11 protein-coding genes are annotated in these 12808 nt (G+C 70.4%); 6 read left to right on the top strand and 5 right to left on the bottom strand.

Features of this window, described 5'->3' with window-relative positions:
- Positions 1 to 46: 46 nt before the first annotated feature.
- The gene (locus tag D187_RS43735; RefSeq protein WP_043434730.1) at positions 47 to 775 is read left to right on the top strand and encodes a class I SAM-dependent methyltransferase; all 729 of its coding nucleotides are present in this window, start codon (positions 47 to 49) and stop codon (positions 773 to 775) included.
- Between the two features lie 153 nt (positions 776 to 928).
- The gene (locus D187_RS43740) at positions 929 to 1912 is read left to right on the top strand and encodes a hydroxymethylglutaryl-CoA lyase (RefSeq protein WP_043434362.1); all 984 of its coding nucleotides are present in this window, start codon (positions 929 to 931) and stop codon (positions 1910 to 1912) included.
- Between the two features lie 20 nt (positions 1913 to 1932).
- Here D187_RS43740 and D187_RS43745 read toward each other — a convergent pair whose 3' ends face one another.
- Positions 1933 to 3459, bottom strand: coding sequence for a LysM peptidoglycan-binding domain-containing protein (locus D187_RS43745; RefSeq protein WP_155893989.1), 1527 nt, complete (start codon positions 3457 to 3459; stop codon positions 1933 to 1935).
- A 215-nt stretch (positions 3460 to 3674) separates the two neighbouring features.
- Positions 3675 to 4541, bottom strand: a complete 867-nt coding sequence (locus D187_RS43750) for a DUF1206 domain-containing protein (protein WP_002621036.1) — start codon at positions 4539 to 4541, stop codon at positions 3675 to 3677.
- A 302-nt stretch (positions 4542 to 4843) separates the two neighbouring features.
- Between D187_RS43750 and D187_RS43755 the strand changes: the two genes are divergently transcribed.
- The gene (locus tag D187_RS43755; RefSeq protein ID WP_002621037.1) at positions 4844 to 5443 is read left to right on the top strand and encodes a hypothetical protein; all 600 of its coding nucleotides are present in this window, start codon (positions 4844 to 4846) and stop codon (positions 5441 to 5443) included.
- Positions 5444 to 5455: 12 nt separating this feature from the next.
- On the opposite strand, the gene D187_RS43760 is transcribed toward D187_RS43755, so the two are convergent.
- The 3 genes from D187_RS43760 to D187_RS43770 form a co-directional block, all read right to left on the bottom strand.
- The gene (locus D187_RS43760) at positions 5456 to 6214 is read right to left on the bottom strand and encodes a hypothetical protein (RefSeq protein ID WP_002621038.1); all 759 of its coding nucleotides are present in this window, start codon (positions 6212 to 6214) and stop codon (positions 5456 to 5458) included.
- Positions 6215 to 6564: 350 nt separating this feature from the next.
- Complete coding sequence (locus tag D187_RS43765) at positions 6565 to 6879, bottom strand: PilZ domain-containing protein (RefSeq protein ID WP_002621039.1); 315 nt, start codon at positions 6877 to 6879, stop codon at positions 6565 to 6567.
- 58 nt (positions 6880 to 6937) lie between these two features.
- Entirely contained in the window at positions 6938 to 7561 is a 624-nt protein-coding gene (locus tag D187_RS43770; RefSeq protein ID WP_002621040.1) for a DsbA family oxidoreductase, read from the bottom strand.
- 129 nt (positions 7562 to 7690) lie between these two features.
- On the opposite strand from D187_RS43770, the gene D187_RS43775 reads away from it, so the two are divergent.
- From D187_RS43775 to meaB, 3 genes are read left to right on the top strand one after another with little or no spacing between them, the layout of a single operon-like run.
- Positions 7691 to 9568: a methylmalonyl-CoA mutase family protein gene (locus tag D187_RS43775; RefSeq protein WP_002621041.1), complete on the top strand. Its 1878-nt coding sequence runs from the start codon at positions 7691 to 7693 to the stop codon at positions 9566 to 9568.
- Positions 9568 to 11757 carry a methylmalonyl-CoA mutase gene (gene scpA, locus D187_RS43780; protein ID WP_002621042.1) on the top strand — a complete coding sequence of 730 codons (2190 nt, stop codon included), beginning with the start codon at positions 9568 to 9570 and terminating at the stop codon, positions 11755 to 11757. Before D187_RS43775 ends, scpA begins: the two co-directional genes overlap by 1 nt.
- A complete protein-coding gene (gene meaB, locus D187_RS43785) occupies positions 11754 to 12737 on the top strand; it encodes a methylmalonyl Co-A mutase-associated GTPase MeaB (RefSeq protein ID WP_002621043.1) in 984 nt (327 codons plus the stop codon). Before scpA ends, meaB begins: the two co-directional genes overlap by 4 nt.
- Positions 12738 to 12808: the final 71 nt, after the last annotated feature.

Below are 12808 nucleotides of genomic sequence, written 5' to 3' on the forward strand. Positions count from 1 at the left end.
CCGCGCGCCGGGCGCTCGTCACCCTCCACCGAAAGGGCGGTCCGCTCTGAGCTACTTTGGCGAGTTGTACCTGCGCTCCACGCTGCCCTTCCTCTCCGCGGAGATGACCCAGAGGGAAGTGGCCTACCTCGAGCGCGCCTTCCAGGGCCTCGCGCTCCCGGGCCCCATCGTGGACCTGGGCTGTGGCCATGGCCGGCACGCCGCCCCGCTGAACACCCGGGGCGCCCTGGCGGGCCGCATCCTCGGCCTGGAGTTGGATGCCCTGTCCCTGCGCGAGCGCCTCCCGGGCTTTCCCGTGGTGCGCGCCGATCTGCGCTCGCTTCCCTTCCGCCCCGGCTCCCTGGCCGGGGCCTACGCCTGGTACTCGACCCTGTTCGTCTTCTCCGACGAGGAGCACGTGGCGCTGTTGCGCGAGGTGGCGCGGAGTCTGCGACCGGGGGGCCTGCTGGTGTTGCACACCGCGCCGCGCGAGCGCCTGGAGTCCGAGCCCCAGGCGTCCTTCTCGGGCCGCCTGCCCGACGGCAGCCACCTGGAAGAGGAGAGCCGCTTCGACGCGGTGCGTGGTCGGGACGAGGCCACCCGCCGCTTGACGCTGCCCGACGGGCGCGTGCTCTCGGGCCGCTACGGCATCCGGTATTACCGGCTCGAGGAGTTGACCCAACTGCTGGAATCCACGGGGTTTTCGGTGGAGTGGATCCACGGCGGGCTGGAGGGGGAGCCTCCCTCGGAGTCCTCCCTGGATCTCATCGTGGGCGCGCGGGTGCGGCCTGCCTGACATGAGGGACGGGAAGAGTCTCGCGATAGTCTTGCGCGACGCGGCCCGGGAGATCATCTACACAGGGGGCACCCGACGCCCCAGGTGTTTGTCGGCGCCCTCCAGGAAGACGTCGAGGCGGTCGGCGGGAAGCTCGACGCAGGACATCATCCAGTGGACTCGAACCAACAACATCGCGGCCCGCGCGTCACAGGGCTTGGCAGTCTTCCGCGGCGGGTGGACCTCTACGAGGTCGGCCCGCGCGACGGCTTGCAGAACGAATTGCGCACACTTCCCACGCGCGACAAGGCGCGGCTCATCGAGGCGCTGATCGCCGCGGGCGAGAAGCGCATCGAGGTGACGTCCTTCGTGCACCCCAAGTGGATTCCCCAGCTGTCGGACGCCGAGGAGCTGCTGCGGCTGGTGGGGCGGCGCGAGGGCGTGACGTTCTCCGCCCTGGTGCCCAACCTCAAGGGCCTGGCGCGCGCGAAGGAAGCGGGGCTGGAGGAGGCGGCGATCTTCATCTCCGCGTCCGAGGCCCACTCGCACAAGAACATCAACAAGAGCATCGCCGAGGCAGTGGCCGAGGCCCGGCAGACGAGTGAAGCGGCGCTCAAGGCCGGCCTGCGGGTGCGCGGCTACCTGTCCACGGTGTGGGGCTGCCCCTACGAGGGCGAGGTGCCCGTCTCGCGCGTGGTGGAGATCAGCCGGGCGCTCATCTCCGACGGCATCTACCAGTTGAGCCTCGGGGACACGATCGGCGTGGGCACGCCCCGGCAGACGGAGACGATCCTCTCCGCGCTGCTCGAGCACCTGCCGGTGGAGAGCCTGGCGCTGCACCTGCACGACACGCGCGGCACGGCCCTGGCCAACGCGCTGGTGGGCTTGCAGATGGGCGTGACGACGTTCGACGCCAGCATCGGCGGACTGGGCGGCTGCCCCTATGCCCCCGGCGCGGCGGGCAACCTCGCCACCGAGGACATCGTCTACATGCTGCACGGCATGGGCGTGGAGACGGGCATCAACCTGGATCGCCTCGTCGAGGCGGGCATGGTCGCCCAGGAGCTCATCGGCCGGAAGTTGGCGGGGAAGTTCCTCCAGGCCGCGCTCGGCGAGCGCGAGAAGAAGGCGAGCCGCCGGGCCCGTAGCCCGGCCTGACGCTCGGCCTTGCGCTCGGACTACTGCACGGTTCCGGCCGCGCTGCCCGCGGTCAGGGTCCCGCGCTCGGACTTCTCCACCGGGGACGTCGCGTGCGCGGGCATCTCCGAGGGGGCGGGCTCCGTCGTCTCGACGGGCTGCAGGGCCGGCACGGGCTCCGTGGCCGCCGGGGTCTCCTGCGCGCTCACGACGGCGGGCTCGCTGGGCGTGGGCTCAGCGGGAGCGGGCGTGGGCTCGGCGGTGGCCGTCTCGGTGGGGTTGGCCGAGGGCGCGGGCTCGACGGGGGCCACGGCCGTCTCGACTGGAGCGGGGGCGGGGGCGGGCGTGCTGGCCAGGGCGGGGGCCTCCGGGGCGAGTCCCGGCGGAAGCTTGCGCGGCGGGACGATGACGGGAGGCGGCACGGGGCAGCGGGTGCAGGGGCCGCGCAGGGGGACCGCGAGCACCTGGCCGATCCGCAAGAGGATGCTGCGCAGCCGGCTGGCCTTCTTGATGGCCTGCACGCCGGAGCCGTAGCGCAGCGCGATGCCGCCGAGCGTGTCACCCGAGCGCACCCGGTGCATGACCATGTTCTGATCCGGCTGGAGCGCGAGCAGCGGGGCGATGCGCCAGCCCAGCTCCTGGGCGCGCGGGTTGTAGAAGCGCACGTGGAAGTGATCGCGGTGGCCGCGCGCGTGCTTGATGAGGGCCGAGTCCCCGAAGAGCGAGGCGACCCACTTCGGATCCTCGCCCTTGCTCAGGGCGTGCTCGCGCAGGACCTTCTGCACGCGCTTGTCCACGAGGATCATCTGCACGTCGGTGTGCTGGACGAGGGACTTGATGAGTGCCCAGTTGAGCTCGGGATCGATGTACTTCTCGCGCTCGCGCGCCCGGATGGGATCCACCGTGGGGTAGTAGAAGCCGAGATCCACGTCCCGGCCGGACTGGTGGCTCTTGTGCGGGCGCAGGTAGCCGCCGTCACGGGAGCTGATCTGATTGACCCGGAGGGCGGGGGCCTTGGGGTAGGCGGCGCGGACCTCGCGGATGGCCCGGGTGGTGTAGTCGATCGTCTCCTGGGTGGCCCACGCCAGCTCGGGCGACACGACGATCCACGCATCCCCTCGGGGGAACTGGACCGAGTTCACCATCCGGCCGCTGTGCACGAAGCCCACCGAGATGGAGCCGAGCTCCTTGGGCTGCTTCTTCCACATCTCCGTGAGCGCGTCGTCCGGGTACTCGGCCGTATAGAAGGGCCCCGAGGGCATCGAGGCGTCCGCGCTCGTCTCGGTCTCCTCCTCGCCCTCCGCGCTCTCCGCCGACTCCTCGTCGTCCTCTTCCTCCGCCTCGGCGCTCGGGGCGGCGGCCGGGGAGGGCGCCACGGCGAGGGTCTCGGCCGGGGGACTGGTCGCCGGGAGCGCCTCGGGCGAGGGGGGCACCGAGGGAGCGGTGGCCTCGGCTGGCGGCGGGCCTTCCGAGGAGGCGGTCGTCACCGGGGGGGCGGGGACGGTGGACGCGACATGCGCGGTGCAACCCGCGCACAGCAACAGGACTATCCAGGATGGGGAACGCACTGAGTCACAGCATCGCCTGAAATTCCTGGTCCACCAAACAAAGGATACAACCTGGCAGTACAGCAGGCGAGCAGGCGGGAAGGACTCGGGGGGTAGGGAGGTGGCATGCCGGGCGGGCCGGACGGGTTGACGCTCGGCGGGAAGCAGGAGGGCCCAGCCGCTCCAATACAGGGCGGCTGGGCCACGCTCGTGACTCGGTCACGCGCTCACGAGCGTCACGCCCCCTGGAACCTGCGGTAGCGCGAGACGACGGCCATGTACACCGCGTAGGCCACGAGTCCCGCGGCGGCCAGGGTCAACAGCACATCCCCGTAGGGCTGGCTCGCCAGTGTCGCCAGGGTCCCATCCAGCCCCCGGGCCTCGCTCGGGTTGGAGCGCAGCGCCGCGATCAGGAAGAAGAAGCCCATCATCAGGAACACCACGCCCCGGGCGGCGATGCCTCCCTTGCACACGCGCATCGTCCAGCGCTCCTGCGAGGCATTCAAATCCCGCAGGCTCAGCTTGCGGCGGAACTTCTCCGTCCACGCCTTGTAGAGCTGCACCACGCCCATGCTCGCGATCACCAGCCCCACCACCGCCACGAGCGCCTGGCCGAACGGCTCCGACAGCAACTTCGCCGTCCACGACTGCATGCTCTGGTCCCCATGCTGTCCCCCGCCTCCGCGGCCCAGCACCATCCGGAAGGCCGCCACCGCCAGCGAGGCGTGAATCGCCGCGCTCACCCCATACGCCGCTCGGACCACGATCCCCTTGGTCCCCGTGCCCTTGCCATCCGGATCCATCCACGCCTGCACCACCCGCCACAGCACGAAGCCCAAGAGACCCAGGGCCACCACCGCCAGCAGCACCGTGCCCCACGTGCCGCGCGCCAGCGAGGCCAGCGCCCCGTGCGTGTCCGTCATCTCTCCGCCCTGCCCAAAGGCCACCTGCAGCGCCAGCACTCCAACCACGGCGTACACCACGCCCTTGGCCAGGTAGCCCATGCGCGCCAGCGGCACCAGCCAGGGGTGATGCAGCGCCTTCGCGCCGAGTCGATCCCCCTGGTTCTTCAGCTCCACGGCTTTGCGGCCCAGTTCGTTCATCCCCGTTCCCCCTCATGCCCGGAAGTCCGCGATGCCCGGAAGTACGCGGAGTCATCGTCCGGGTGTCCGTGCCGGAAGGTAGGCACCCAGCTCGAAATGTCTCGGCGAGCGCACGCCCGGCCGCGTCCAGACCAGCCGGACGAGCGCGTGAGGATGTAGAGATCCGCTCCAGCCAAACCTCGGCCATCGGGTGATCTCCAGAGGAGGGGAGGGGAGAACACCGACTCCTTGCCGCCTCTTGCTCCTCATGCTGGACTGGCGGGGCAAGCTCCCTCACCCCCTTGCCAGCCGGTGATCCGCCCATGAAGAACTACGATGCCCTCGCGCCCTTCCAGGTCCTCGGCGCCAACATCCAGAACATCCTCGATGCCTTCGGTGCCTTCTCCGTGCTCGCGGGCAAGATCATGCTCGACGAGCAACTCGGCACCCAGGCCGCGGATGGCTCCATCCTGTTCGATCCGGAGAAGTGGTATCCGCTCGCCAACAACCTGCGGGCGATCGAGCGGATCCAGAACGAGTACGGCAGCATCGTCATCCGCCAGATGAGCGCGGCCCTGCTGCGCAACGCGAAGTTCCCGCCCTCCGTGAGGGACATCGAGGGCGGACTGGCCTCCATCGACGTGGCCTACCACCTCAACCACGCCAAGAATGGCGTGGCCCTGTTCAACCCGACGACGGGACAGATGGGCGAGGGCATCGGCCACTTCACGTGCAAGCCCGTCGCGGGGAAGAAGCAGATCATCTGTGAGACGAACACGCCCTACTCGTGTGTCTTCGATCAGGGACTCGTGCTGGCCATGGCCCATCGCTTCCAGCCCACGGCCACGCTGGTGCACCAGAACCCCACGCAGTGCCGCAACAGCGGCTTCCCGTCCTGCTCCTACTCGGTGTCCTGGAAGTAGGGCGCGGGGGGCTCACATGGTGGCGGTGGACCAGGAGACCTCGGCCCACTTGCCCATGCCCGACATGTCCCGGTGGAAGTTGCCCGTCCACAGGGCGTACTCGAGCAGCTCGTCGAACATGCCCTGGAAGAGCGTGTACACCTCGTCCACCGCGTCCAGGGCCGCCGAGAGCTGCTCCTCGCTCAGCTCGTGGCGGGTCATCATCTCCTCCACCGTGTCGCTGGTGAGGGTGTGGTTGGCCTCCATCATGTCGTGCGTCTTGCCGAAGTAGTGCAGCTTCTTGCCCGTCTGCGCCTCGAAGTCCTCCGCCGCCTTGCAGAAGGCGTCGAACGCCACGTCGGCGGTGCCCTCCACCGCCTCGACGATGAGGAAGCGGATGCGCGGATCCGGGTGGCGCGTCACCAGGCTCGTCAGCTCGTACGCCAGCATCCGCGTGCGTCGGCAGTGCTTGCCCCAGAGCATCTTCAGCACGCTGGCCAGGTCCATCGTCGTGTTCATGTTCAGCGTGCGCAGGTCCTTCACGTACATCCGCCAGTGCTCATCCTCCTCGCGGCTGTGCACGTTGAGCATCTGCTGAACCGGATCCTCCGAGCCGTCATCCCGGATGACGTACTTGTTGAGATCCATGAAGGCCATCGCGAAGGGCGCCAGACACGGCACGAAGGCGAAGCGTTCGCGCGCCTCGATCGACGAGTCCTCGATGAAGCCGAGGAATGAGGACCGGGACAGCTCCTGCTTCTTCTTCTCGATGTAATCCAAGACACGCTTCATGGGCCTTCTCCTCGTAAGGAAAAAGTGGAATGCGGCTCTTGAGGGTGGGTCACTTCTCACCCCCAGCCCTCATTCGCGTGTGTGAAAAATTACCCCGGGATTTCATGGAAGTCAAAAGTCTACAAGGCAGAAAGAATGATTTTCCGCGCGTTTCCCTCCGAGGGTGCACCTGTTCGTCACGGGGAAACGTGCACGAGCCGAAGAAAAACCGGCCCCTGAGTCAGAAGAGACTCATCTGGTGGGTTTGACCCAGGCCGGGCACGCGAAAACCCGCACGTGCGCGGCGCGTCCCCCCTCTGGAAACGGAGGAGGGACGCCGGGTCCGCGGAGCGTGTGGGGAAGGGTCGCGACTACTGCCGGGACAGCCGGCTCAGGGAGGCGGCTTGCACTCCCGCGTCCTCGTCGAAGCGGGTCGCGACGGTGTACTCGCCCTCGGGGGTCGCCTGGCAGCGCAACACGTACAGCGTCGTGCGGGGAACACCCAGCAGGGGAATGCTCGCCTCGAGCACGTCTCCCATCTCCAGGGGGGTGGACATGAGCAACAGGCAGCCGCCTTCCGAGGCGTTGATGACGTGGGCCGCCAGTGGCGCGCCGTCCCGGTGCAGCGTGATGGGCAGCCTCAGGGGGTAGCGCTGATGCCGACGGCGTTCATCCTCGTGGGACACGGGTTGCGCTCCTCTCGACCATGGGCGGCCTGACCAGGAGTGAATCTAGCACGTCCCCTCATCCGGTCGCGGCGCGCTGAATCGCTTCACGGAACACGCTCTCCGGCTGGGCCCCCGACACGGCGAAGCGCTCGTTGAAGACGAAGAAGGGGACGCCGCGGATGCCCCGCTGGTGGGCCTCGTCCGACGCGCGCTGGGTGAGCTCGAACTCGCGCGGGTCCTCGAGCAGGCGCGTGGCCTCCTCGTCCGAGAAGCCGTGCGCGACGGCCAGGCGCCGCAGCTCCACCGGGTCGGCGATGTCGCGGCCCTCGAGGAAATACGCGCCGAAGAGCGCGCGGGCGAGCGCCTTCTGGGTGCCCTTGGGTCCCGCGTGCCGCAAGAGCGTGTGGGCCCACTGGGTGGGGTAGGTGAGGGGCTGCCGGGACAGCTCCAGGGGGATGCCACTCTCCCGGGCGGCGGACTCGACCCGCTCGAACATCGCCTGGGGATCCACGCCGTACTTCGCGCGCAGTTCCTCGTGGAGATTGCTCCCGGTGCGGGGCGTGTCGGACCGGAGCATGAAGGCATGGTGCTCGACCCGGGCCGTGGCGGCCATGCCGAGCGAGTCGAGCGCACGCTCGAGCCGCTCGGTGCCGATGAAGCACCACGGGCAGACGATGTCGGAGAACACGTCGATCTTCATGGGGCCATCCTGTGGGCGCCCGCGGGTTGACGCAACATGTTGTCGCGCTCCCTCGGCCGCCCCCCAGAGTCCCATTGCCCCGCCGCGAAGTTGGGCCTATGGGAGAGGTCTACCCAGCGAGGACGCCGCATGTCGCAAGTGCCTCTTCACATCGCCACGGACTTCCCAGCCCCCTCGGTGGACGACTGGCGCCGGCTCGTGGACAAGGACCTGAAGGGCAAGCCCTTCACGTCGCTCCAGTCATCGCTCGAGGGAGGCCTGTCGCTGCGGCCCCTCTACACGCCCGAGGACGCGGCCAGCACCCCTCCGCCCGAGCCTCCCGGCGTCGCCCCCTACGTGCGCGGCACCCATCCGCTCGGCCTCACCGAGGGCGGCTGGCTCGTCTGCCAGGAGTACTCCGAGCCGGACGTGGCGCTCGCCTCCGAGGCCATCCGCGTGGACCTGGAGCGCGGCGCCCTCGGCGTGTGGTTGTGCCTCGGCGAGTCGCGGGGCATCCGCGTGGCGGACCCGGCCTCCCTGGAGCGGCTGCTCGCCCACGTGCCGCTCGACAGGACGCCCGTGTTCCTCGAGCCGGAGGCGAAGCCGCTCTCCTTCGCGCACCTGCTGCTGGGGGCCGCGCAAAAGGCCCGGGTCCCGCGCGAGAAGCTTCGCGGCTGCCTCGGTCTCGATCCGCTCGGCGCCCTGGCGCGCACGAATGCGCTGGCCGCGACGCCCGGGGTGGAGTGGGACGCCGAGGCGGTGTCCCTCGTCCAGTCGCTGCGCCAGGAGGCGCCGGGCCTGCGCGCGCTGCTCGTCTCGACGCGCCCCTACGCCGACGCGGGCGCCACGTCCGTGCACGAGCTGGCGTGGGCCATCGCCACGGGCGTGGAGTACCTGCGGACGCTGGAGCGCGCGGGCGTGCCCCCCGAGGACGCGGCGCGCTCCCTCCAGTTCGCCCTGTCCGTCGGGGGCCAGTTCTTCCCGGAGATCGCCAGGCTGCGCGCGGCGCGGCTGCTGTGGTCCAAGGTCGTCGCCGCCTCGGGAGGCTCGCCCGATGCGCAGGCCATGGCGCTGCACGCGCGCACCGCGAGCGCCACCAAGACCCAGAGAGATCCCTGGGTGAACATCCTGCGCGCCACCGCCGAGTCGTTCGCCGCCGTGGTGGGCGGCGCGAACAGCGTGAGCACCTCGCCCTTCGACGAGGCGCTCGGGACGCCGGACGCGGGCGCCCGCCGCCTCGCGCGCAACACACAGCTCATCCTGCGCGACGAGTCGAGCCTCAACCGGGTGGCGGACCCCGCCGGGGGCAGCTACTACCTCGAGCAGCTCACCGGGGAGTTCGCGCGCGCGGCGTGGGCGGAGCTGCGGCGCATCGAGGCGCTGGGCGGCATGGCCCGGGCGCTCGCCACGGGAGAGGTGGAGCGGGTGCTCGCCGAGACGCGCGCCGCGCGGGACAAGGCCGTGCGCACGCGCCGCCTGCCCATCGTGGGCGTGAGCGAGTTCCCCCACCTGGGCGAGACGCCCGTGCGCCGCGAGGCCCGTCCGTCCGTCCCGGGCAACCCGTCGCCGCGCCCCACACGGGTGGCCGAGACGTTCGAGGCGCTGCGCGACGCGAGCGACCGGTACCTGCTCTCGCACGGCGTGCGGCCGCGCGCCTTCATGGCCAACCTGGGCACGGTGGCCGAGCACACCACGCGCTCGACGTGGATCGTCAACGCGCTGGCCGTCGGCGGCATCGAGGCCCAGGAGCACCACGGCTTCGCGGACGCGGCCGCCGCGGCGGAGCTCTTCGCCAGCTCTGGCGCCGCGCTCGCGGTCATCTCCGGCCCGGACGCGCTCTACCCGGACCAGGTGCCCGCGCTGTGCGCCGCGCTCAAGGCCCGAGGGGCCCGGGTGGTGGCGGTGGCGGGCCGTCCCGGTGATCACGAGGCCGCGTTCCGCGCGGCGGGCGTGGAGCTCTTCATCTACGCGGGGGCGGACCTGGTCGCGCTCCTGTCCTCACTGCACCAGCAACTCGGAGTGGCCTGATGCGCACCCACGTCCCGGACTTCTCCGGCATCGACTTCGACGCCCCTGAAACGCGCCCCTCCGCGTCCGCGCTCGAGGCCCAGCGCCAGCACGCGCGCGAGGCCAACCGCGGCGCCGCGCCCTGGCTCACGCCCGAGGGCCTGCCGCTCAAGCCCGTCTACACCCCCGAGGATCTGGAGGGAGTGGAGCACCTGGGCTCGCTGCCGGGCCTGCCGCCCTTCGTGCGCGGCCCGTACTCCACCATGTACGTGCAGCAGCCGTGGACGGTGCGCCAGTACGCCGGCTTCTCCACGGCCGAGGCCTCCAATGCCTTCTACCGCCGCAACCTCGCGGCCGGACAGAAGGGCCTGTCCATCGCGTTCGATCTGGCCACGCACCGCGGCTACGACAGCGACCATCCGCGCGTGGCGGGCGACGTGGGCATGGCGGGCGTGGCCATCGACTCCATCAAGGACATGCGCATCCTGTTCGATCGCATCCCGCTCGATCAGATGAGCGTGTCGATGACGATGAACGGGGCGGTGCTCCCGGTGCTCGCGCTCTACGTGGTGGCGGCCGAGGAGCAGGGGGTGCGCCCCGAGCAGCTCAGCGGGACCATCCAGAACGACATCCTCAAGGAGTTCATGGTCCGCAACACGTACATCTACCCGCCGGGCCCGTCGATGCGCATCATCGGCGACATCTTCCGCTTCACCGCGGAGCGGATGCCGCGCTTCAACAGCATCAGCATCAGCGGCTACCACATGCAGGAGGCGGGGGCGACGCAGGACCTGGAGCTCGGCTACACGCTGGCGGACGGCGTGGAGTACGTGCGCGCGGGGCTCGCGGCGGGCCTGAGCGTGGACGCGTTCGCGCCCCGGCTGTCGTTCTTCTGGGCCATCGGCATGAACTTCTTCATGGAGGTGGCCAAGATGCGCGCGGCCCGGATGCTCTGGGCCAAGCTCATCAAGGGCTTCTCGCCCAAGAGCGACAAGAGCCTCGCGCTGCGCACGCACTGCCAGACGTCCGGCTGGAGCCTCACCGCCCAGGACGTGTTCAACAACGTGGTGCGCACCTGCGTGGAGGCCATGGCCGCCACCCAGGGCCACACCCAGAGCCTGCACACCAACTCGCTCGACGAGGCGATTGCCCTCCCCACCGACTTCAGCGCCCGCATCGCGCGCAACACCCAGCTCTACCTCCAGCTCGAGAGCGGCACCACGCGCGTCATCGATCCGTGGGGCGGCAGCTACTACGTGGAGCGCCTCACCCATGAGCTCGCCCAGAAGGCGTGGGCGCACATCCAGGAGGTGGAGGCGCTCGGCGGCATGACCAAGGCCATCGAAGCGGGGCTGCCCAAGCTGCGCATCGAGGAGGCGGCGGCGCGCACCCAGGCGCGCATCGACTCGGGCCGGCAGGCCATCATCGGCGTGAACAAGTACCCGCCCGAGCACGAGGACAAGCTCGAGATCCTCAAGGTGGACAACTCGGCGGTGCGCGAGGCGCAGATCGCCCGGCTGCGCGAGCTGCGCGCGGAACGCAACGCGGACGAGGTGCGCCGGCGGCTCGACGCGCTCACCGTGGCCGCGGACCGGCGCGAGGGCAACCTGCTCGCGCTCGCCATCGACGCGGCGCGGGCCAAGGCCACGGTGGGGGAAATCAGTGACGCGCTCGAGAAGGTCTTCGGACGCTACGAGGCCACGGCGCGCGGTGTGACGGGGGTGTACGCGAGCGAGGCGGGCAAGGACGCCCAGGGCATCGCCGAGGCACGTGCCCGGGCCGACGCCTTCCTCGCGCACTTCGGCCGGCGTCCGCGCATCCTCATCGCGAAGATGGGACAGGACGGACATGACCGCGGCCAGAAGGTCATCGCCACGGCGTTCGCGGACCTGGGCTTCGACGTGGACATCGGGCCCCTGTTCCAGACGCCCGAGGAGTCGGCGCGCCAGGCCGTGGAGAACGACGTGCACATCGTGGGCGCCAGCTCGCTCGCCGCGGGCCACCTCACGCTCGTGCCCCAGCTCCGCCAGGCGCTCGCGGCGCTGGGCCGCGAGGACATCATGATCGTCGTGGGTGGCGTCATCCCCGTGCAGGACTACGACGCGCTGCGCGCCGCGGGGGCCTCGGCCATCTTCGGCCCCGGTACCGTCATCGCCAAGGCGGCCATCGAGCTGCTCGACAAGCTGAGCGCCTCGCTGGGGGAGGCGTGAAGCCCCTCACGGCGGACACCTACGTGGAGGGCGTGCGCTCGGGTGATCGCGCCGTGCTCGCCCGGGCCATCACCCTGGTGGAGAGCGAGCACCCGCGTCACGCGGCGCTCGCGCAGGAGGTGCTCGCGCGGCTGCTGCCCCATACGGGAGGCAGCCAGCGCGTGGGCATCAGCGGCGTGCCGGGCGTGGGCAAGAGCACGTTCATCGATGCCCTGGGCATGCACCTGGTGGGGGAGGGAAGGCGCGTCGCGGTGCTCGCCATCGACCCGTCCAGCACCGTCACCGGCGGAAGCATCCTGGGCGACAAGACGCGCATGGCCCGGCTGTCACGCGAGCCCTCGGCCTACATCCGCCCGAGTCCCTCGAGTGGCACCCTGGGCGGCGTGGCGCGCAAGACGCGCGAGACGTTGCTCCTGTGCGAGGCCGCCGGCTTCGACGTGGTACTGGTGGAGACGGTGGGGGTGGGGCAGTCGGAGACGGTCGTCACGGACCTGGTGGACTTCTACCTGGTGCTCATGCTCGCCGGCGCGGGCGACGAGCTGCAGGGCATCAAACGCGGCATCCTGGAAGTGGCGGACATGGTCGCCATCAACAAGGCGGATGGGGACAACGCGCCCCGGGCCACGCGGGCCCAGGCCCAGTACCGCGCCGCCCTGCACCTCATGCGCGCGGGCGCCGAGCCCGAGGTCCTCACGTGCAGCGCCCTGGAGGGCACGGGCATCACCGCGCTGTGGTCCTCCATCGAGAAGCAGCTCGGCACACGCTCGGCGTCCGGGGAGCTCGCGCGCCGTCGGCGGGCCCAGCAGGTGGACTGGATGTGGGCGATGATCCAGGACGGACTGCGAGCGGCCCTGCGGGCGCACCCCGAGGTGGCCGCCCTCATCCCCACCCTGGAGACCGAGGTGCGCGAGGGACTTGTCACCCCGACATCCGCCGCACTGCGCGTGTTGAATTGTTTCCTGCCGAAACCGCCCGCATGACGGGCCGCGTCGGAGCCGAGCCACCCGGTTCAATCGCTTGCTCCGGCCCTGGGCGCGCTCTAAGTGTACGA

The sequence above is a fragment of the Cystobacter fuscus DSM 2262 genome (genome assembly GCF_000335475.2).
In the GTDB taxonomy this organism is placed as follows: domain Bacteria; phylum Myxococcota; class Myxococcia; order Myxococcales; family Myxococcaceae; genus Cystobacter; species Cystobacter fuscus.

What these genes read in the sequence shown, in the direction of transcription:
- scpA (WP_002621042.1), top strand. Translation starts at nt 9,568, where the DNA reads ATGCGCACCCACGTCCCGGACTTCTCCGGCATCGACTTCGACGCCCCT.
- D187_RS43750 (WP_002621036.1), bottom strand. Translation starts at nt 4,541, where the DNA reads ATGAACGAACTGGGCCGCAAAGCCGTGGAGCTGAAGAACCAGGGGGAT.
- D187_RS43760 (WP_002621038.1), bottom strand. Translation starts at nt 6,214, where the DNA reads ATGAAGCGTGTCTTGGATTACATCGAGAAGAAGAAGCAGGAGCTGTCC.
- D187_RS43775 (WP_002621041.1), top strand. Translation starts at nt 7,691, where the DNA reads ATGTCGCAAGTGCCTCTTCACATCGCCACGGACTTCCCAGCCCCCTCG.
- D187_RS43755 (WP_002621037.1), top strand. Translation starts at nt 4,844, where the DNA reads ATGAAGAACTACGATGCCCTCGCGCCCTTCCAGGTCCTCGGCGCCAAC.
- D187_RS43770 (WP_002621040.1), bottom strand. Translation starts at nt 7,561, where the DNA reads ATGAAGATCGACGTGTTCTCCGACATCGTCTGCCCGTGGTGCTTCATC.